The 18,966-nt window shown below is 69.4% G+C and carries 21 protein-coding genes; 16 read left to right on the forward strand and 5 right to left on the reverse strand.

Going from position 1 to position 18,966, the window contains the following annotated elements; all coding sequences use genetic code 11:
• Positions 1–2: 2 nt before the first annotated feature.
• Positions 3–1,256 (forward strand): heme biosynthesis protein HemY, encoded by a 1,254-nt coding sequence (locus EZ216_RS10375; protein ID WP_135249658.1) that lies wholly within the window; start codon positions 3–5, stop codon positions 1,254–1,256.
• A gap of 81 nt (positions 1,257–1,337) precedes the next feature.
• Here EZ216_RS10375 and EZ216_RS10380 read toward each other — a convergent pair whose 3' ends face one another.
• The 3 genes from EZ216_RS10380 to EZ216_RS10390 form a co-directional block, all read right to left on the reverse strand.
• The gene (locus tag EZ216_RS10380) at positions 1,338–2,351 is read right to left on the reverse strand and encodes a hypothetical protein (RefSeq protein WP_135249659.1); all 1,014 of its coding nucleotides are present in this window, start codon (positions 2,349–2,351) and stop codon (positions 1,338–1,340) included.
• A 170-nt stretch (positions 2,352–2,521) separates the two neighbouring features.
• The gene (locus EZ216_RS10385) at positions 2,522–2,884 is read right to left on the reverse strand and encodes a DUF805 domain-containing protein (RefSeq protein ID WP_135249660.1); all 363 of its coding nucleotides are present in this window, start codon (positions 2,882–2,884) and stop codon (positions 2,522–2,524) included.
• Positions 2,885–3,040: 156 nt separating this feature from the next.
• Positions 3,041–5,980, reverse strand: a complete 2,940-nt coding sequence (locus EZ216_RS10390; RefSeq protein WP_135249661.1) for an Rne/Rng family ribonuclease — start codon at positions 5,978–5,980, stop codon at positions 3,041–3,043.
• A 522-nt stretch (positions 5,981–6,502) separates the two neighbouring features.
• Between EZ216_RS10390 and EZ216_RS10395 the strand changes: the two genes are divergently transcribed.
• Genes EZ216_RS10395 through EZ216_RS10410 form a run of 4 tightly spaced genes read left to right on the forward strand, consistent with a single transcriptional unit; the run spans position 6,503 to position 9,524 of the window.
• The gene (locus tag EZ216_RS10395) at positions 6,503–7,510 is read left to right on the forward strand and encodes an RluA family pseudouridine synthase (protein WP_135249662.1); all 1,008 of its coding nucleotides are present in this window, start codon (positions 6,503–6,505) and stop codon (positions 7,508–7,510) included.
• Positions 7,482–8,150, forward strand: a complete 669-nt coding sequence (locus tag EZ216_RS10400; RefSeq protein WP_135249663.1) for an HAD family hydrolase — start codon at positions 7,482–7,484, stop codon at positions 8,148–8,150. The genes EZ216_RS10395 and EZ216_RS10400 overlap by 29 nt, the downstream gene beginning before the upstream one ends.
• On the forward strand, positions 8,143–8,514 hold the full coding sequence (locus EZ216_RS10405) for a Rieske (2Fe-2S) protein (RefSeq protein WP_135249664.1): 372 nt from the start codon (positions 8,143–8,145) through the stop codon (positions 8,512–8,514). The genes EZ216_RS10400 and EZ216_RS10405 overlap by 8 nt, the downstream gene beginning before the upstream one ends.
• Positions 8,515–8,525: 11 nt before the next feature.
• Positions 8,526–9,524, forward strand: a complete 999-nt coding sequence (locus tag EZ216_RS10410; protein WP_135249665.1) for a S49 family peptidase — start codon at positions 8,526–8,528, stop codon at positions 9,522–9,524.
• On the opposite strand, the gene EZ216_RS10415 is transcribed toward EZ216_RS10410, so the two are convergent.
• Positions 9,521–10,276, reverse strand: coding sequence for an SAM-dependent methyltransferase (locus tag EZ216_RS10415; protein ID WP_135249666.1), 756 nt, complete (start codon positions 10,274–10,276; stop codon positions 9,521–9,523). The two genes, EZ216_RS10410 and EZ216_RS10415, sit on opposite strands and share 4 nt — an antisense overlap.
• The gene (locus tag EZ216_RS10420) at positions 10,276–10,878 is read right to left on the reverse strand and encodes a Maf family nucleotide pyrophosphatase (protein WP_135249667.1); all 603 of its coding nucleotides are present in this window, start codon (positions 10,876–10,878) and stop codon (positions 10,276–10,278) included. Before EZ216_RS10420 ends, EZ216_RS10415 begins: the two co-directional genes overlap by 1 nt.
• A gap of 26 nt (positions 10,879–10,904) precedes the next feature.
• Here EZ216_RS10420 and EZ216_RS10425 point away from each other — a divergent pair, with 26 nt between their 5' ends.
• From EZ216_RS10425 to EZ216_RS10475, 11 genes are all read left to right on the forward strand, one after another.
• Positions 10,905–11,447, forward strand: coding sequence for a YceD family protein (locus tag EZ216_RS10425; protein WP_135249668.1), 543 nt, complete (start codon positions 10,905–10,907; stop codon positions 11,445–11,447).
• 153 nt (positions 11,448–11,600) lie between these two features.
• A complete protein-coding gene (gene rpmF, locus EZ216_RS10430; RefSeq protein ID WP_135249669.1) occupies positions 11,601–11,783 on the forward strand; it encodes a 50S ribosomal protein L32 in 183 nt (60 codons plus the stop codon).
• 106 nt (positions 11,784–11,889) lie between these two features.
• Positions 11,890–12,942: a phosphate acyltransferase PlsX gene (gene plsX, locus EZ216_RS10435; RefSeq protein WP_135249670.1), complete on the forward strand. Its 1,053-nt coding sequence runs from the start codon at positions 11,890–11,892 to the stop codon at positions 12,940–12,942.
• Positions 12,939–13,916 (forward strand): beta-ketoacyl-ACP synthase III, encoded by a 978-nt coding sequence (locus EZ216_RS10440; RefSeq protein WP_135249671.1) that lies wholly within the window; start codon positions 12,939–12,941, stop codon positions 13,914–13,916. Before plsX ends, EZ216_RS10440 begins: the two co-directional genes overlap by 4 nt.
• Before the next feature lie 16 nt (positions 13,917–13,932).
• The gene (gene fabD, locus EZ216_RS10445; protein ID WP_135249672.1) at positions 13,933–14,883 is read left to right on the forward strand and encodes an ACP S-malonyltransferase; all 951 of its coding nucleotides are present in this window, start codon (positions 13,933–13,935) and stop codon (positions 14,881–14,883) included.
• The gene (gene fabG / locus EZ216_RS10450) at positions 14,880–15,629 is read left to right on the forward strand and encodes a 3-oxoacyl-ACP reductase FabG (protein WP_135249673.1); all 750 of its coding nucleotides are present in this window, start codon (positions 14,880–14,882) and stop codon (positions 15,627–15,629) included. Before fabD ends, fabG begins: the two co-directional genes overlap by 4 nt.
• A 92-nt stretch (positions 15,630–15,721) precedes the next feature.
• On the forward strand, positions 15,722–15,961 hold the full coding sequence (acpP, locus tag EZ216_RS10455; protein ID WP_055900628.1) for an acyl carrier protein: 240 nt from the start codon (positions 15,722–15,724) through the stop codon (positions 15,959–15,961).
• 6 nt (positions 15,962–15,967) lie between these two features.
• Positions 15,968–17,215: a beta-ketoacyl-ACP synthase II gene (gene fabF, locus EZ216_RS10460; RefSeq protein WP_135249674.1), complete on the forward strand. Its 1,248-nt coding sequence runs from the start codon at positions 15,968–15,970 to the stop codon at positions 17,213–17,215.
• 34 nt (positions 17,216–17,249) lie between these two features.
• Entirely contained in the window at positions 17,250–17,693 is a 444-nt protein-coding gene (locus EZ216_RS10465; protein WP_135249675.1) for a hypothetical protein, read from the forward strand.
• Complete coding sequence (gene rpoE, locus EZ216_RS10470; protein ID WP_135249676.1) at positions 17,690–18,325, forward strand: RNA polymerase sigma factor RpoE; 636 nt, start codon at positions 17,690–17,692, stop codon at positions 18,323–18,325. Before EZ216_RS10465 ends, rpoE begins: the two co-directional genes overlap by 4 nt.
• A gap of 28 nt (positions 18,326–18,353) precedes the next feature.
• Positions 18,354–18,965 (forward strand): sigma-E factor negative regulatory protein, encoded by a 612-nt coding sequence (locus EZ216_RS10475; RefSeq protein WP_239024331.1) that lies wholly within the window; start codon positions 18,354–18,356, stop codon positions 18,963–18,965.
• Position 18,966: the final 1 nt, after the last annotated feature.

Raw genomic sequence — 18,966 nt, forward strand, 5'->3', positions numbered from 1 at the left:
GCGTGCGCGCCGCGCTGTGGCTTCTCGCACTGTTCGGCATCGCGGCCGCGGTGGCGCTGTTCGCGGGCAACAACCAGGGCACGGTGACGGTGTTCTGGCCGCCGTACCGCGTGGACCTGTCGCTCAACCTGGTGCTGCTGCTCCTGCTGGGCGCTTTCCTGTTCCTGCACGCCGCGCTCCGCGCGCTGGCGGCGCTGTTCGACCTGCCGCGGCAGGCGCTGCGCTGGCGCGTGCAACAGCGCGAGCGGGGCATGCACGCTTCGCTGCTCGACGCCGCGTCGCACCTGCTGGCGGGCCGCTTCATTCGCGCGCGCAAGTCGGCGGAGTCGGCGCTGGCGCAGGAAGCATCGCTTTCCGCCGGCGGCGCCGCGCCCGCCAACGGCTCGCAACTGCGCACCATCGCCCACCTGCTGGCCGCCGAAAGCGCGCAGGCGCTGCAGGACCGCCCGGCGCGCGAGGAGCACCTGCGGCAGGCGCTGGAGCAGACCGGCGCGCGCGACGCGCAGGAAACGCACGAAGGCGCCCTGCTGCGCGCGGCACGCTGGTCGCTCGACGACCGCGAGCCGCACGCCGCCATCGGCTGGCTGCGCGAACTGCCGACGGGCGCCGGCCGCCGCACGCTCGCACTGCGGATGAAGCTCAAGGCCGCGCGCCTGGCACGCCACACCGGCGAAGCGCTGGAGACCGCGCGGCTGCTGGCCAAGCACCGCGCGTTCTCTTCGTCCGCGGCGGAAAGCCTGGTGCGCGGATTGGCGACCGACCTGCTGAACACCGCGCACGAGCCCGCGCAACTGCAGCGCGCCTGGCTGTCGCTGGAACCGCAGGAGCGCGCGATGCCCGAGCTGGCGGTCCATGCTGCCACGCGGCTCGTGATGCTGGGCGGCGACGCGGGCCTCGCGCGCGAATGGCTGCTGCCGGTTTGGGAGCGCCTGCCCCAGCTGAGCGACTCGCTGAAGGTGAAGCTGGTGGCCGCGCTGGAGCAGGGCCTGGACAGCCTCGATGGCGTCTGGCTGGCCCACATCGAAGGCGCCCAGCGCGCCAACCCGCGCGACGCCACGCTGCAATACCTGGCTGGCATGGCGTGCATGAAGCGCCAGCTTTGGGGCAAGGCGCAGCAGCTGCTGCGTCAGGCTTCGCTGGGGCTGCAGGATGCGCGGCTGCATCGTGACGCTTGCCGCGCGTTGGCGGTGCTGGCGGAAGAGCGCGGAGATGCGGAGGCGGCCGCTTCGGCGTGGAAAGAGGCGGCGCGGAAGTAGGAGAACCGCCGGCTTACCCAAAAGAAAGCGCGCCTCAAGGGCGCGCTTTCCGTCTGCAAGGGCGAGTAGGCGCCCCGCCGATCAGCGTTTGCCGATTTCGACGTACCCGGGGTGCACGAGGTTGTCGAGCCCGGCGAACACGAAGACCATGTCAGCAGAGCGCATGGCAAAGAAGAGTCCATCGGCGGCCGTGTTGATGCCCAACAAACCCGGCACCAGCGTCGCGACCGCAGGGCCATTGCGTGCCGTCTGGACATTGGTTTCCGTGCGCTGAGTCGAGGTGAGCGCGGCCGTGGTCACATTGGTCGTGGTGCCCTGCGACTCGCTATTGACCCCTGCACCGGCGACGTCGCTGAAAGTGGCCGACTGATTCAAGCCGATCCAGAAGCGGCGAGACGTGCCGGCGGATTGGCTCGCGCGCAGGAAGATCTTCTCGGTGCCCACCTTGGCGATTCGGAAGGTGATCTTCCCGATCGCACCGAAGTCCGCGGTGAAGTCCGGGCCGTCATTGGTCACGACAGCCGTCCTGACGGAGGCTGCGGGACAGGTCGCGATGGTATAGATGGTGAGGTCGTTGCACTGCCTGAATGTGCCCGCGACGATTTCACCGGTGAAGATGTTGTTGTTCGCTGGAGCAGCCGTGTCGACGATGGTCGTCAGGAACTTGTACTGCCCCTCTGCTTCGCCCATGGTGGTGACGAATGACCGAGAAGCAATGAAGGGAACCACCTTGGCCCCGATGCGCAAGCCGCCGGCGACGGTGTCCCCGAACTGGCTGAAGGTCGCGTTGTTCACGGCGGGGGCCGTGCCTGCCGGCGTGAACTGGAAGTTGCTTCCCGAAGCGGAGAAGCTGCCCGTGTCGTCCGTCCCGGCCCCTTTGAGGTGATAGGTCTTCGCGTCGAAGTCGAGGGACAGGGCGTACTGCTGCGTATTGGCCGCGAACACGGTGTAGTCGCCATTTCGGGCGTCCGCGACAGCGGGCGCTGTTCCGCTTTCGCCGCCACCGCCGCCGCATCCGCTGACGGCGGCGGCCAATGCGAGGACGCCCAGCCAAGCCATCGCGCGGCCCGGAAGCTGGTTGATTCGAGTTTTCAAGTATTCCTCCTCTGTGTTTGAGAGGGGTAATACTTTCTGGGACCGAAAGGTGCGAGTAATCCTTCTTATGAAGTATTCGGGGCGACGCCGTCGTCAAGCGCACGGGTTCGTGAAACCATTCCCAATAAAAAAGGAGCCTCTACGGCTCCTTTTTTGGCGAGGTGCTCAACTCACTGCTGGCCCGGCACCAAGTCGCCGGTGGGCGTGGCGGCAGGGCCGTACTGGTTGTCGCCGGCCTGGCTGGGCTGCGCCAGGAACCAGAGGATCACCAGGCCGATGATCGGGATCAGGCCGATCAGCAGCAGCCAGGCGGTCTTGCCGGTGTCGTGCAGGCGGCGCGCACCGGCGGCCAGGGAGGGCACCAGCAGCGCCAAGGCCGCGATGATCGACACCCAGTCGTTGATCATGCCGGTGACCAGGCAGACCACCAGCTGGAACAAGAAGAACCACCAGAACTCCGGCCGGCCGGCGCGGCCGCTGAAGTCGGCGTATTTGCTGAAGCACGTCTTGACGGCTTGTTGGAAATCTTCCACTGGAACCCCTCCGGTATGCGGGCATCTGCCCAGCGCGCGATCCTATCGGCATGCATGAGCTGGACCGCGTGAAGGATTCACGCCAGCGGCACTTTCGAAGCCCGGCCAATGAAAAAGGGAGCCCTCGGGCTCCCTTTCGGTCGACGGCCGTGCGGCTTATTGCAGCGGCTGCGTCTCGAACGGCAGCTTCAGGTCGCGCAGGTCGCGGCGGGTTTCCACCAGCACCAGCGGGCCTTCGTCGAGCACTACGACCGGGGGACGCTCGCGCGGCACGCGGATCGGCTTGGGTTCGGCGGCGATGGCGGCCTGGACGGCGGCGATCTTTTCGGCGTTCGAGTTGACCCACTCGAGGCCGGACTCGGACGCCACGCGGACCAGCTGGTCCACCGGCAGCTCGAACCGCTGCACCTTGGGCAGCCCGGCGGGCGCGGCCGGCGCGGGGGTGGGTGCCGCAGCAGGCGGCTGCACCGCGATGGGCGCGGCGGACGGCGCGGGAGCGGCCTGCTCGCCGGCGGGCGCCTCGTCGGAGACGAAGCCGGTGGGGTAGCGCGGGCGGCGCTCTTCGGCGAACGGCGCTGCTTCACCCGTTTGCTCGGCGGCGGCAGCGGGAGCGCCTTCTTCGCGCTCTTCGCGGCCGTTGCGTTCGCGGCGGTCACGGCCATAGCGGTCGCGTGAGCGGCGCGGCTCGCGGCGGCCTTCGCCTTCCGGCTGCCCGCCTTGCGGCGCGGCGCCGTTCATGGCCGCGAGATCGGCGGCTTCGGCGCTGGCGCCTTCGACCACCGCGTCTTCGCTCAGCGCTTGCGCGCCTTCACGCGGACGGCGGTCGCCACGCTCGCCACGGTCGCGGCGGCCTTCGCCACGCTCACCGCGCTCACCACGCGGGGGGCGATCGCCGCGAGCTTCCGGCACGGCGCTGTTCGGTGCACCGGCTTCCTGGCCCTGGCGCTGCTCGTCGCCACGGCGCTCGTCGCGGCGGTCACGGCGATCGCGTTCGCCGCGGCCTTCGCGTTGCTCGCGCGGTTCCCGCTGTTCACGCGGTTCGCGGTCGGCACGCTGCTCGCCACGTTCACCGCGTTCACCGCGTTCACCGCGCGGGGGGCGGTCACGGCGCTGCTCGCCTTCGGCGCGCTGCTGCTGTGCCTCGCCGCCTTCGGCCGCGACGCGTTCGCGCCGCTGTTCACCGTCGCGGCGCTGCTCGTGATCGCGGCCTCCGCGGCCACCACGGTCGCCCCGGCCCCGGCCACCACGGCGGCCATCGCCACGTTCGCCGCGGCCTCCTTCGCGCCTGGCTTCACCACCGGCCGCGGCAGGTGCGGCTGCGGCGGGCGCCGGCGCAGCGGCCGGTTGCGGGCTGAACAGGTTGCGGATCCAGGAGAAGAAGCTGGGCTCGGGCGTTGCGGCCACAGGCGCGGGCGCCGCGGCGGGCGCGCGTGCAGCGGCTTGCGGTGCGGGCTCGGCCACCTTCTCGGGCTTGGGCGGCGCGACGGGCGCCGGCGCGTCGGGCAGCACGCCCTTGATGACGGGTTCCTGCCGGTTGGTGCGTTCCTGCGAGCGGCGGGTGACGGTGGTCTCCTCGTCGAACTCCTCGGCCATGTGGTAGCTGGCCTTCAGGTTGTCCAGGCGCGGGTCGTCGTGCTTCAGGCGTTCCAGCTTGTAGTGCGGCGTGTCCAGCGACTTGTTGGGCACCAGCAGCACGTTCAGGCGCTGCTTCAGCTCGATCTTGGTGATCTCGGTGCGCTTCTCGTTCAGCAGGAACGAGGCGACTTCCACCGGCACCTGCACGTGCACCGCGGCGGTGGAGTCTTTCATCGACTCTTCCTGGATGATGCGCAGGATCTGCAGCGCGGAGCTTTCCGTGTCGCGGATGTGGCCGTGGCCGCCGCAGCGCGGGCAGGGGATGGAAGCGCCTTCGGACAGCGCCGGGCGCAGGCGCTGGCGGCTCATCTCCATCAGGCCGAACTTGCTGATGGTGCCGAACTGCACGCGCGCGCGGTCCTGGCGCAGCGCATCGCGCAGGCGGTTCTCCACCTCGCGGCGGTTCTTCGACTCCTCCATGTCGATGAAGTCGATGACGATCAGGCCGCCCAGGTCGCGCAGGCGCATCTGGCGCGCCACTTCGTCGGCGGCCTCCAGGTTGGTGCGGGTGGCGGTCTCCTCGATGTCGCCGCCCTTGATCGCGCGCGCCGAGTTGACGTCGATGGAGACCAGCGCTTCGGTGTGGTCGATGACGATGACGCCGCCGGACGGCAGCTTCACCTCGCGGGCGTACGCCGACTCGATCTGGTGCTCGATCTGGAAGCGCGAGAAGAGCGGCGCGTCGTCGCGGTAGCGCTTCACCCGGGCGGCGTGCTCGGGCATGACGTGCGACATGAACTGCTGCGCCTGCTCGTAGATGTCGTCCGTGTCGATCAGGATGTCGCCGATGTCGTTGTTGAAGTAGTCGCGGATCGCACGGATGACCAGCGACGACTCCTGGTAGATCAGGAACGCGCCCTTGCCGCCCTTGGCGGCGCCGTCGATGGCGTTCCACAGCTTGAGCAGGTAGTTCAGGTCCCACTGCAGCTCGGGCGCGCTGCGGCCGATGCCGGCGGTGCGCGCGATGATGGACATGCCGTTGGGGTACTCCAACTGGTCCATGTTCTCCTTGAGTTCCTGCCGGTCCTCGCCCTCGATGCGCCGGCTGACGCCGCCGCCGCGCGGGTTGTTGGGCATCAGCACCACGTAGCGGCCGGCCAGCGAGATGAAGGTGGTGAGCGCCGCCCCCTTGTTGCCGCGCTCTTCCTTCTCCACCTGGACCAGCAGCTCCTGGCCTTCGCGGATCGCCTCGTTGATGCGCGCCTGCGAGGGCGACACGCCCTGCGCGAAGTACTGCTTGGAGATTTCCTTGAACGGCAGGAAGCCGTGGCGGTCCTCGCCGTAGTCGACGAAACAGGCTTCCAGCGAAGGCTCGACGCGCGTGACGACGGCCTTGTAGATGTTGCCCTTGCGCTGCTCGCGCCCTTCGATCTCGATTTCGTAGTCGAGGAGCTTCTGCCCGTCGACGATGGCCAGCCGGCGCTCTTCGGCCTGCGTGGCATTGATCAGCATCCGCTTCATAGCGTCACCTTCTTGTTCTCGTTCACATGCGGCCCGGGGACGGGCCCACGATGCCGGCGCGGACGCGGGGCGAGACGGGAAGCGGAAGGCGCGCGGGGTGCGCGTCGACGTGCCGGGGGCTACGTCAACAATCGCAGGGGTGGCGCGTGGATGGGGGCGAGGAGGGGAGCAGCCCGGCGGCGGGCCGCAGGAACTGCCGCCTGCGGCGATTGCCAGGCCAGCACCGATGGCCCATGGCCGGCGGCGGGCGGCATCAGCCACCGCCAGCAAGCCAGGAAAAGCACCATCAGCACGGGGAGTCTCGCTTATCCGCCGCCAGCTTCGGTCGCTGGCGGCTCGTATTCCGGTTCGGGTTTCGCAAATCGCGTCGGCGGCTCCGGCGCCCGGGCCGCGCGCGGAAGGTGGGACGGGTGGTCCGGTTCCGGGAAGGGCCAGGGCGACGTCGGCATCGACCTGCCAGCGTCGGCCAGTGCAGCGGCGGACTAAACTCCAGCCAAATCAAACACTTACGGCAAAACGCTAGTGAAAGGCATTATACGGGCCGCCGGCCCCGCCGCCAAAGCGGCGGTGAAAACCGTCCAGGTGGGCGAGGAATCGGCGGGGCAGCGGCTGGACAACTTCCTGCTGCGCGAGCTGAAGGGCGTCCCCAAGACCCACGTCTACCGCATCATCCGCAGCGGCGAGGTGCGGGTGAACAAGGGCCGGGCGGCGGCCGACACCCGCGTGGAAGCGGGCGACGTCGTGCGGGTTCCGCCCGTCCGGCTGCCCGAGCGGGTGGCCGAAGGCGAAGCCAAGCCCGCGCCGGCGCGCGAATTCCCGGTGCTGTTCGAGGACGACCACCTGATCGCCATCGACAAGCCCGCCGGCGTGGCCGTGCACGGCGGCAGCGGCGTGAGCTTCGGCGTGATCGAACAGCTGCGGCAATCGCGGCCCACCGCGAAATTCCTGGAACTGGTGCACCGGCTGGACCGCGAAACCAGCGGCGTGCTGCTGATCGCCAAGCGCCGCTCGGCATTGACGAAGCTGCAGGACCAGTTCCGCGGCCGCGAGACCGGCAAGACCTATCTCGCGCTGGCCGTCGGCGCCTGGCCGGCGAACAAGAAAGTCATCGACCTGCCGCTGCACAAGTACCTGGTGGCAGGCGGCGAAGAGGCCGCGGGCGAGCGGCGCGTGCGCGTGGTCGGCAAGGACGACCCCGACGGCATGCGCTCCATCACCCTGGTGAAAGTGGCGCGCCGGCTGGGCGCTTTCACGTTGCTGGAAGTGACCATCAAGACCGGCCGCACGCACCAGATCCGCGTGCACCTGGCGTCGCAGGGCCACCCCATCGCGGGCGACGACAAGTACGGCGACTTCGAGCTGAACAAGGCGCTGCAGCGGCAGGGGCTCAAGCGCATGTTCCTTCACGCGTGGCGATTACAGTTCGCCCATCCCGCCACCGGCGAGGCGCTCGCCTTCGAAGCGCCGCTGCCCCCCGATCTTTCCCAGTTCGCCGATCGCCATGCCCAGCCCACGGCCGCGCCAGTTTGACCTCATCGCCTTCGATTGGGACGGCACCCTCTACGACTCCACCAAGGTCATCGTGCGCTGCATCCAGCGCGCGGTGGTCGACGTGGGCGGCGCCCTGCCCACCGAGCAGGCAGCGGCCTATGTCATCGGCATGAGCCTGGGCCAGGCGCTGGCGCGCGCCGCGCCTGACGTCCCGCCGGAGAAGTATCAGGAGCTGGGGCAGCGCTATCGCCACCACTACGACCAGCACCAGAACGATCTCAGCCTGTTCGACGGCGTGCTGCCGCTGCTTCAAGAGCTGAGGGCGCGCCACCATTGGCTGGCGGTGGCGACGGGCAAGTCGCGCCGCGGGCTGGACGAGGTGCTGCGCACGGAGGAACTGCACGGCGTCTTCGATGGATCGCGCACGGCCGATGAGACCGCCGGCAAGCCGCACCCGCTGATGCTGCAGGAACTGATGCGCGAGTTCGGCGCCGAGCCGGGCCGCACGCTGATGGTCGGGGACACCACGCACGACCTGGAGATGGCGCGCAACGCCGGCTGCGCGAGCGTGGGCGTGACCTACGGCGCGCACGAGCCCGACAGCTTCCACGAACTGGGCCCGCGCCACATCGCGCATTCCGTGCGCGACCTGCGCGACTGGCTGCTGGAACATGCCTGACCAGCAGCTGATCGCGCTGTGCGACAGCCGCGACCTGGTGGACGGCGGCGACGCGGTGCCGTTCGACGTGGTCCATGCCGGCCAGACCTGCCGCGCATTCGCGGTGAGATGGCAGGGCAAGGTTCACGCGTACCTGAACCGGTGCGCGCACGTCGCGATGGAGATGGACTGGCAGCCCAACCGCTTCTTCGACGACAGCGGCCAGTGGCTGCTCTGCTCCACCCACGGCGCCGTCTATCGGCCCGACACGGGCGAGTGCGGCGGCGGACCGTGCCGCGGCGGGCTGGTGCGCATTGACCTCACCGAGCGCGACGGGGTGGTGCACTGGCATACTGCCTGGAACCTGCAACCTGTTGCCTTCTGAGAAGCGAACGCATGTCCGATCCGCTCGATCCCGGTTCCCCGCGGGAACCGTCCGTCCCTCCGCCATCCGCCGCGGGCCTGCCGCCCGGGTGGGAGCGCCAGACCATGGAGCGATTGGTGTTCGCCACGCTCAACGAGCAGCGCGCCGCGCGCCGCTGGCGCATGTTCCGCAGCCTGGCATGGCTGCTGTTCCTGCTGTTCGCCGTCTGGGCACTCGGCTTCCGGGGCCCCGGCAAGGCGAGCGACAAGACCAGCCCGCACACGGCGGTGATCGAGATCAAGGGTGAGATCGCGGCCGGCTCCGACGCCAGCGCGGAAACCGTGGTGGCCGCCATGCGCGCCGCTTTCGAGGACGCCGGCGCGCAAGGCATCGTGCTGCTGATCAACTCTCCCGGGGGAAGCCCCGTGCAGGCCGGCATCATCAACGACGAGATCAAGCGCCTGAAGGCCAAGTACAACAAGCCGGTGTACGCGGTGGTCGAGGAGTCGTGCGCTTCGGCCGCGTACTACATCGCCGCCGGCACCGACAAGATCTTCGTCGACAAGGCCAGCATCGTCGGCAGCATCGGCGTGCTGATGGACGGCTTCGGCTTCGTCGGCCTGATGGACAAGCTGGGCATCGAAAGGCGCCTGATGACCGCCGGCGAGAACAAGGGCTTCCTCGACCCGTTCAGCCCGCAGACCGAGAAGCACCGCCAGCACGCGCAGCAGATGCTGGACCAGATCCACCAGCAGTTCATCTCGGTGGTGAAGGCCGGCCGTGGCAAGCGGCTGAAGGAAACGCCGGAGCTGTTCACCGGCCTGTTCTGGACCGGCCAGCAGGCGGTGGACATGGGCCTGGCCGACCAGATGGCCAACCTGGACTACGTGGCGCGCGAGGTGATCAAGGCCGAGGACCTGGTCGACTACACGCAGCGCGAGAACGTGGCCGAGCGGCTGGCCAAGAAGTTCGGCGCGTCCATCGGCGCAGGCATGGTGCATGCGATGCACGTGATGCCGTCGCTGCGCTAGACACCCATCAGGAAGACCGCAGGAGCGTCGCCGGGCCCCGTGCCCGGCGACGTTTTCCATTGGGCCGCCGTGCGGCTGGCGATGGCGGCGGTGGGCAGCGTCAGGCCGCTGGCGAATGCCAGGCGCGTGTCGCCTTTCAGCGTTTCCAGCAGCGATTGCCACAGCGCCGCGTTGCGGTACGGCGTCTCGATGAACAGCTGCGTCTGGCCGGTGCGCCGTGCCAGTGCTTCCAGCTCGCGGATCGCCTGGGCGCGCGGCGCGGGCTGCTGCGGCAGGTAGCCGACGAAGGCGAAGTTCTGCCCGTTCAATCCGCTGGCGGCCAGCGCGAGCAACAGCGAAACGGGGCCCGTCAGCGGAACGACCGCCATGCCCGCGTCATGCGCGGCACGCACGACGGAGGAACCGGGGTCGGCCACCGCCGGCATGCCGGCTTCGCTGAGCAGGCCGAGGTCGTGGCCCTGCAGCGCGGGCGCGATCAGCGGGCGCGCGTCGAACCCGCCGGCGTGGTCGCCTTTCTTGTGCACCTCGCGTGGCAGCTCGGTCAGCTGCATCTGCTGGATGGGCACCGCGAGCGGTTGCACTTCGTTCACGCGCTTGAGGAAGGCGCGTGCGGACTTGGCGTTCTCGACGACCCAGTGCGTCAGCTTGGCGGCCGTGGCGATGGTGGCGGCGGGCAGCACGTCGGCCAGCGGCGCCTGGGGTTCGCAGCCGAAATCCAGCGGCGCGGGAACGAGGTACAGCTTCCCGGGCATCAGGGCACCTGCAGGCCCGCCATGCGCAGCAGCCGGCAGGTGCGGATCAGTGGCAAGCCGATGAGCGCGGTGGGATCGTCGCTGCGGATCGCATCGAGCAGCGAGATACCCAGCCCTTCGCTCTTCGCGCTGCCCGCGCAGTCGTACGGCTGTTCCTTGCGCAGGTAGTCCTCGATCTCGGCGTCGGTGAGCGAGCGGAACACCACTTCGACCGGCGCGAGGTCCTGGCCTTCGAATCCGCTGTCGAGGCACACCACGGCCAGCGCGGTCTGGAAGACCACCGTGTGGCCTCGCATGCTGCGCAACTGCGCCGTGGCGCGCGCATGGTCGCCGGGCTTTCCCAGCGGCTGCCCGTCGAGGTCCGCGACCTGGTCGGAGCCGATCACGATGGCGCCGGGGTGCTTGCGCGCGACGGCCTGCGCCTTGGCGAGCGCCAGGCGGCGCGCGAGGGCGGCCGGCGTTTCGCCCGGCTCGGGCGCCTCATCGACGTCCGGCGCGACCACGTCGAACGGCAGGCCCAGGCGCCCCATCAGCTCGCGCCGATAGCGCGAAGTCGAGCCGAGGATGAGGGGCCGCGAAGCGTGTGCGCTGACAGGAGGCATCGGGCGATTCTCTTACACTGAACCGCATGACTCGCGTGTTCCAGCCGCAGCGCCTCGACGTCCGCGCATTCGCGGAAGAGGGCGCCGAACTCACCGGTGACGCCCGCATCGCCGACCTCCCGCGCCTGGCGCAGGAAGCGCGCGGCCAGGGCGCCGACCGTCCCGTGCACTGGCACGCCGAAGGTGAGCTGGTGAACCCCAAGCACGTGCAGCCGGAGATCTGGCTGCACCTCGACGCCGATACCGTGCTGCCCATGACCTGCCAGCGCTGCCTGGAACCGCTGGACGTGCCGCTGCGGGTGGAGCGGTCGTTCCGCTTCGTCGCCGACGAGGAAACCGCCGCCGCGCAGGACGACGAGGCCGAGGAAGACCTGCTGGCGCTCAGCCGCGCGTTCGACTTGCCGGCCCTGGTGGAGGACGAACTGCTGATGGAAGTGCCGGTGGTGCCGCGCCACGAGGTCTGCCCGGTCCAGGTGCAGCTGTCGGCCGCCGACGCGGAGTTCGAGGAAGAAGGCCCGGCGGAGAACCCTTTCGCCGTGCTGAAGGGCCTGAAAAACGGCCCGCACTGACCAGCTGGGCACGGCCGGTGGATGCCGTATATAATGGCAGGCTTCGCGCCGGAAGGTCCAAGGAACCCTGCATTGGACCCCGCGCCACTCCACCCACCTTATTGACCCGCTCCCGCGCCTTCGCGGGGGCCAGACCGAAGTCAGGAGCCCGCCATGGCCGTCCAGCAAAACAAGAAGTCGCCCTCCAAGCGGGGCATGCACCGTTCGCACAACGCGCTGACGGTGCCCGGTATCGCCGTCGAGCCCACCACGGGCGAGACGCACCTGCGCCACCACATCAGCCCGAACGGCTTCTACCGTGGCCGCAAGGTGCTCAAGACCAAGAACGACGCCTGACCTCCTCTGGTCGCGCCGTCCCGAAGAGGGCCCGCCGCTGCCTGCGCAGCCCGGGCCTTTTTCTTGCCCGCTGGGCCGCGGCGCATCAAGCCCTACAGTTGAGGACATGACGACGATCCTGGCCGTCGATGCCATGGGCGGCGACCACGGCCCGCGGGTGACGCTGCCTGCCTGCCGCCGGTTCCTCGAGACTCACCCCGAAGCGCGCCTGCTGCTCGTGGGCGGCGACGAAGTCCGCGCTTTCCACCACCCGCGCGCCGAGCACGTGCCCGCGACTGAGGTCGTGGCGATGGACGACCCGGTGGAAGTCGCGCTGCGCCGCAAGAAGGATTCGTCCATGCGGGTGGCCATCCAGCAGGTCAAGGACGGCCGCGCGCAAGCCGCGGTGTCGGCCGGCAACACCGGTGCGCTGATGGCGCTGGCCCGCTACCTTTTGAAGACGGTCGACGGCATCGACCGTCCTGCCATCGCCTCGCCGCTGCCCAACGCCAAGGGCGGCGCCACCACCGTGCTGGACCTGGGCGCCAACGTCGACTGCACCGAGCAGCACCTGCTGCAGTTCGCCGTGCTGGGTTCGGCGCTGGTTTCCGCGCTGAAGGACCAGGACAACCCCAGCGTGGGCCTGCTGAACATCGGCGAAGAGATGATCAAGGGCAACGAAGTGATCAAGCGCGCCGGCGAACTGCTGCGCGCCGCCGCCGCCGCCGGCGACCTGAACTTCCACGGCAACGTGGAAGGCAACGACATCTTCAAGGGCACCACCGACATCGTCGTGTGCGACGGCTTCGTCGGCAACGTGGCGCTCAAGACCAGCGAAGGCCTGGCCAGCATGATCGGCGGCTTCCTGCGCGAGGAGTTCTCGCGCAACCCGCTCACCAAGCTGGCCGCGCTGGTCGGCCTGCCGGTGCTGAACGCCTTCAAGAACCGCGTCGACTACCGCCGCTACAACGGCGCCGCGCTGCTGGGCCTGCGCGGCCTGGTGTTCAAGAGCCACGGCTCGGCGGACGACTTCGCGTTCGGCCAGGCACTGGCCCGCGCGTATGATGCGGCCCGCAACAACTTGCTCGATCGTGTCCAGGCGCGCATCGCCCATGCCAGGCCGTTGCTGACTGGCTCGCCGGCCGATGCGCCGCCCGCCGAGGCGGTCGCTTCCGAATGACGCTTTACTCGCGCATCGCCGGCACCGGCAGCTACCTGCCCCCGCGCCGAGTGACCAACGCCGACCTCGCCGCCGAACTGGCCACCCGCGGGGTCGAAACTTCCGACCAGTGGATCATCGAACGCACGGGCATCCGCTCGCGCCACTTCGCCGGTCCCGACGTCACCTCCAGCGACCTGGCCGCTCCCGCGTGCCGCCAGGCGATGGATGCGGCCGGCTGCACCGCACAGGACATCGACCTGATCGTCTTCGCCACGTCCACGCCGGACATGGTGTTCCCTTCCGCCGCGTGCATCCTGCAGAACAAGCTGGGCATCGCTGGCTGTCCCGCCTTCGACGTGCAGGCCGTGTGCAGCGGCTTCGTCTATGCGCTGACGGTGGCCGACGCGATGATCCGCACCGGCAGCGCGAGGAGGGCGCTGGTGGTCGGCGCGGAAGTGTTCTCGCGCATCCTCGACTTCAACGACCGCACCACCTGCGTGCTGTTCGGCGACGGCGCCGGCGCGGTGGTGCTCGAAGCATCGGAGACGCCCGGCATCCTGGCCACCGACCTGCATGCCGACGGCAAGCACGCGGGCATCCTGTGCGTGCCGGGCAACGTGTCGGGCAACCAGGTGCTCGGCGACGCCTTCCTGAAGATGGACGGCCAGGCCGTCTTTAAGCTCGCCGTCGGCGTGCTGGAAGACGCCGCGCGCGCCACGCTGGCGAAGGCGGGCCGCACCGATGTCGACATCGACTGGCTGGTCCCGCACCAGGCCAACATCCGCATCATGCAGAGCACCGCGAAGAAGCTGAAACTGCCGCTGGAAAAGCTCATCGTCACGGTGGACCAGCACGGCAACACCTCGGCGGCGTCCATCCCCCTGGCGCTCGACACCGCGGTGCGCGAAGGCCGCATCCGCAAGGGCGACACGCTGATGCTGGAAGGCGTCGGCGGCGGCTTCACCTGGGGCGCGGTGCTGGTGGACTTCTGAAGGCGCAGCAACAACCATGAAACCGTTCGCATTCGTCTTTCCCGGCCAGGGCTCGCAGGCCGTCGGCATGCTCGACGGCTGGGGCGGCCACCCGGCCGTCCGCGATGCCGTTGCCGAAGCGTCGCAAGCCCTCGGCGAGGACATCGGCAAGCTGATCAAGGAAGGCCCGAAGGAAGCGCTGGCGCTGACTACCAACACGCAGCCGGTGATGCTGGTGGCGGGCGTGGCCGCGTACCGAGCGTGGGTAGCTGAAGGCGGCGCGCAGCCGTCCGTGGTCGCGGGCCACTCGCTGGGCGAGTACTCGGCGCTGGTCGCCGCGGGCGCGCTGAGCCTGGCCGACGCCGCGCCGCTGGTGCGTTTCCGCGCACAAGCGATGCAGGACGCCGTGCCCGTGGGCACCGGCGCCATGGCCGCCATCCTGGGCCTGGATTCGCAGAAGGTCGTCGAAGGCTGTGCCGAAGCGCAGCGCTCGTTCGGCACCAACACCGACGAGGTGGTCGAGGCCGTCAACTTCAACGATCCCGCGCAGACCGTCATCGCCGGCAGCAAGGCCGCCGTCGACAAGGCCTGCGAAGTGCTCAAGGGCATGGGCGCCAAGCGCGCGCTGCCGCTGCCCGTGTCGGCGCCTTTCCACTCCAGCCTGATGAAGCCGGCCGCCGAACGGCTGCGCGAGAAGCTGGCGCAGGTGAAGATCGCCGTGCCCGCCATTCCGGTGGTCAACAACATCGAAGCCAAGGTCGAGAGCGAGCCGGATCGCATCCGCGCCGCGCTGTACGAGCAGGCCTTCGGCCCCGTGCGCTGGGTGGATTGCATCAAGGCCATCCAGGGCCGTGGTGTCGGCATCGTCATCGAGTGCGGTCCGGGCAAGGTGCTGGCCGGCCTGTGCAAGCGCATCGATCCCGCGATCGTGAGCGGCGCGGTGTACGACCCCGCGACGCTGGCCGAAGCGAAGGGGCTGCTGGCATGAGCACCAACGAATCGATCCAGGGCCAGGTGGCGCTGGTTACCGGTGCGTCGCGCGGCATCGGCGCGTCCATCGCGCAGGAACTGGCCCGCATCGGCATGGTCGTGGTCGGCACCGCCACCACCGACGATGGTGCGCAGAAGGTCAATCAGGCGCTGTCGGCGCAAGGCGGCCGTGGCATCAAGCTGGACGTCAACGACGCGGCCGCGGTGGATGCCGCCATCGACGGCATCGTCAAGCAACATGGCGGCCTGCAGGTGCTGGTGAACAACGCCGGCATCACGCGCGACACGCTGGCCATGCGCATGAAGGACGACGACTGGGACGCGGTGCTGGACACCAACCTGAAGGCCGTGTTCCGGCTCAGCCGCGCGGTGATGCGCACGATGATGAAGCAGCGCTACGGCCGCATCGTCAACATCACGTCCGTGGTCGGTGCGTCCGGCAACCCGGGCCAGGCCAACTACGCCGCCGCCAAGGCCGGCGTTGCGGGCATGACCCGCGCGCTGGCGCGCGAGCTCGGCAGCCGCGGCATCACCGTCAACTGCGTGGCGCCGGGCTTCATCGAAACCGACATGACGTCGGCGCTTCCCGAAGAGCAGCAGAAGGCGCTGCTGGGCCAGATCCCGCTGGGGCACCTGGGCCGGCCGGCCGACGTGGCCCACGCCGTCGCTTTCCTGGCCTCGCCGCAGGCTGGCTACGTGACGGGGCAGGAACTGCACGTCAACGGCGGCATGTTCATGGCCTGAAGCGCTCCCGCCGCCCGCCCGGCGGCAACCCGTCCGGAGGGGGCGTGGACGCTAAAATGCCCGATTCATTCACAAACCCCTAGAGGGAACCCATGAGCGATATCGAAGCCCGCGTCAAGAAGATCATCGCCGAGCAACTCGGCGTGGAGGAGTCCCAGGTGACCAACGAGAAGGCTTTCGTGGCCGACCTGGGCGCTGACTCCCTTGACACGGTCGAGCTGGTGATGGCGCTGGAAGACGAATTCGGCATCGAGATCCCGGACGAGGACGCCGAGAAGATCACCACGGTCCAGAACGCGATCGACTACGCGAACGCGAACCAGAAGGCCTGATAGCGGATGTCGTCCCGTCGCCGAGTCGTCGTCACCGGCCTGGGCTGCGTCAGCCCGGTCGGCAACACGGTTGAAGAATCGTGGGCCAACCTGCTCGCGGGCCGGTCGGGCATCGCCAACATCACGCGGTTCGACGCGTCGGCGTTCGCCTGCAAGTTCGCCGGGGAGGTCAAGGGCTTCAACATCGCCGACTACATCCCGGAGAAGGAAGCGCGCCACATGGACCGCTTCATCCACCTGGGGCTGGCGGCGGCGTGCCAGGCGGTGGCCGACAGCGGCCTGCCCAGCGGTGAAGCGCTGCAGCCGGAGCTGGCCGAACGCATCGGCGTGAACATCGGCGCCGGCATCGGCGGCCTGCCGATGATCGAGGAAACCCATTCGGAGCTGGTCAATCGCGGGCCGCGGCGCGTGTCGCCGTTCTTTGTGCCTGCGTCGATCATCAACATGATCTCGGGCCACGTCTCCATCAAGTACGGCTTCAAGGGCCCGAACATCGCGGTGGTCACGGCCTGCACGACGGGCCTGCACGCGGTGGGCCTGTCGGCGCGCATGATCGAATGCGGCGACGCCGACGTGATGGTCTGCGGCGGCGCCGAGTCGTCCGTGTCACCGCTGGGCATCGGCGGCTTCGCTTCCGCCCGCGCGCTGTCCACCCGCAACGACGATCCGGCCACGGCTTCCCGCCCCTGGGACAAGGACCGCGACGGCTTCGTGCTGGGCGAAGGCGGCGGCGTGCTGGTGCTCGAGGAATACGAGCACGCGAAGGCGCGCGGCGCGAAGATCTACGCCGAGGTGGCGGGCTTCGGCATGTCGGCCGACGCGTACCACATGACCGCGCCCGACGTGGACGGTCCCCGCCGTGCCATGGCCGGCGCGCTGCGCAACGCGGGCGTCAATGCCGACCAGGTGGACTACCTGAACGCGCACGGCACCTCCACGCCGCTGGGCGACCTGAACGAAACCAACGCCATCAAGCTGGCGCTGGGCGATCACGCGAAGAAGGTGGTGGTCAACTCCACCAAGTCCATGACCGGCCACCTGCTGGGCGGCGCGGGCGGTATCGAATCGGTGTTCACCGTGCTGGCGGTGCACCACCAGAAGAGCCCGCCGACCATCAACATCTTCAACCAGGACCCCGAGTGCGACCTGGACTACTGCGCCAACCAGGCGCGGGACCTGAAGATCGACGTCGCGGTCAAGAACAACTTCGGCTTCGGCGGCACCAACGGCACGCTGGTGTTCAAGCGGGTCTGAAGCAGCAGCGCACTCCATGCACGGCGCCCCATCGGTGAGCTATCCGGTGGGGCGTTCGCCTTTTCTGGGCCGGCTCCTGGCCGGGCTGGTCGCGGCGGGTGCGGCCGCCTGCGCGGCTTGGGCGCTGCTCGGCGCTGGGCCCGGCGCGCGGTGGCTCGGCGCAGCGGCATGCGCTGTCAGCGCGGCCTTGGCGTTGGGCTGGTGGTGGCGCGCCCCGGCCGGCCTGCTCGACTGGGACGGCAACGCGTGGCGCTGGTCGCCGCAAAGCGGCATCCAGGCCGACGGCGGCACGGTCGACGTGACGCTCGACTGTCAGCGTGCATTGCTGCTGCGCTGGCGGGGCGAGGGCCGTGCGCACTGGTTCTGGCTCGACCGTTCGCGAGCGCCGGCGCGCTGGGACGCGCTGCGCCGTGCGGTATATTCGCCCGCCCCTCCGGGCGAGCATCCCCGCGCCGGCACGCCGCCGGCCAGACCATGACCCAGAGCCCGCCCGCCCCCGCGCCGTCGCCCCAGGACACCGACCAGGTGCTGGTGGCCCGCGCCGCCGCCGGCGACCAGCGCGCCTACGAACTCCTGGTACTGAAGTACCAGCGCCGCATCGAGCGCCTGATCGGCCGCATGGTGCGCGACCAGGACCTGGTGCAGGACATCGCCCAGGAAACCTTCATCCGTGCCTACCGGGCGCTGGCCCAGTTCCGGGGCGAAGCGCAGTTCTACACGTGGCTGTACCGCATTGCCGTCAACACCGCCAAGAAGGCACTGGTCGATCTGCGGCGCGACCCGGTAGTTTCGGAAAGCGCCCTGCGCGGCGCTGACGACGACGATGAAACTTCCGGGGTGGAGAACGAACTAACCAGCGCGGAAACGCCGGAGACGGTGCTGGCCGCCAAGGAAATCGCCGCCACGGTCAACTCGGCCATGGAAGCCCTGCCCGACGAATTGCGCCAGGCCGTCACGCTGCGCGAGATCGAGGGGCTCACTTACGAGGAGATCGCGGAGGTGATGAACTGCCCGATCGGAACCGTGCGCTCGCGCATCTTCCGGGCGCGCGAGGCGATTTCGGCCAAGGTAAAGCCGTTGCTGGAGAATCAGTCCGGCAAGCGCTGGTAGCCCGCGAGGTGACGCGATGGACAAGGACATGGATACGAACGAAGTGATCTCCGCGCTGGCGGACGGCCAGCTGCGGGACGACGAGCTCGCGCACGCGCTGGAAACCGTGTGCGCGGAACGCTCGGCGCTGCGGACGTGGCACGCGTACCACCTGATCGGCGACGTGCTGCGCTCGCGCGAGCTGGCCGGCGGCTGCGCGCCGCAGGACTTCCTCGCCAAGCTGGCGCCGCGCCTGGCGCAGGAACCGGCGCGTCCGGTTCCCGCCATGTTGCCGCCGCTGGTGCCGCAGGCCGGCCGGCCTGCGGCCAACGATTTCCGCTGGAAGGTGGTGGCCGGGGTGGCTTCGGTGGCCGCTTTCGCCGCCGTGGGTTGGACCATCGTCTCTCCCGGCACCAATGGCGCCGGCATGGGCGGCCAGCCGCAGATCGCGGTGCTGCCGCCGGCGCAGCCGCAGCTGGCCAGCGCCCCGCAGGAAGCCGCGCCCGCCACCGTGCTGGCAGGCGGCGCCGCGGGCCCGATGATCCGCGACCCCAAGCTCGACGAACTGCTCGCCGCCCACCGGCAACTGGGCAGTGCTTCCGCGCTGCAGACGCCCGCGGGTTTCCTGCGCAACGCCACGTTCGAAGGGCCTTCGCGCTGAC

The sequence above is a fragment of the Ramlibacter humi genome, from assembly GCF_004681975.1.
Lineage (GTDB): Bacteria > Pseudomonadota > Gammaproteobacteria > Burkholderiales > Burkholderiaceae_C > Ramlibacter > Ramlibacter humi.